At 73.5% G+C, this 799-nt stretch carries 1 pseudogene; it reads right to left on the reverse strand.

What is annotated here, in order from left to right:
- Positions 1-685: pseudogene (locus tag AC1D01_RS37085) on the reverse strand (histidine kinase); the annotation flags it as partial.
- Between the last annotated feature and the right edge of the window lie 114 nt (positions 686-799).

Raw genomic sequence — 799 nt, forward strand, 5'->3', positions numbered from 1 at the left:
GCGTGACGTCGGTCCCGCCGGCCATCACCGACAGCCAGGCGACCCCGAGCAACGCGAGCGTGACCACCGAGGCGGTTGCGAGCGCCATCAGCCGCGGCGTCAGAACGCCGGCCATCAGCACCGGCAGCACCAGCAGCGCGACGTAGTTCAGGCCGGCCGCCGGCGACATCCAGTGCAAGGCACCGAAGCAGACGATGTCGACGCCGATCGTCGAGATCCACTGCGGGCTGCGCAGCCGCGCGAGCTGGCGCGGCGCGGCGGTGCGGCGGTAGCGCGGCAGCATCCACATCGACAGCGCGAGCGCCGCATAGGCCAGGCTCACCGCCACCACCGGCCACGGCGGCTTGACGCCGAAGATCGCCGCGACCACCTGGGTCGCGACCAGCGCGACGCCGAGTGCCGCGCGCGCGCTGATGAAGGCGCCGTAGATGCGCTGGAAGGCCGTCTGGCCCGAGCCGATCAGGCGCCGCGCCTGGCGCGTCAGGAAGTTGCTGTCGGCCTGGGCCGCCTGCGCCGCCTGCCAGTTGCCGTCGTAGCGCGACTCGTCCTCGATCCAGCTGTCGCGCGATTGGGTGTCCTCGCCGAGGGCGCCGAACCAGGACTCCTGGCTGGGCCGCGTCGTCGCGCGCACGTTCGAGCGGCGGTCGTTGCGGCGGCGCTCGGGCTTGGGCGGCGCGCTGCTCATCGCGAAGCGTGCTCGCGTTCGAACGCACTGCGATGGGCTTCGCCGCAGAACACCCCGCCGCGGCCCGGCAGCGCATCGGCCTTCGGCAGGTGCAGCCCGCACTGCGCGCAGGCC

The organism is Rhizobacter sp. P3_B12 (assembly GCF_056402895.1).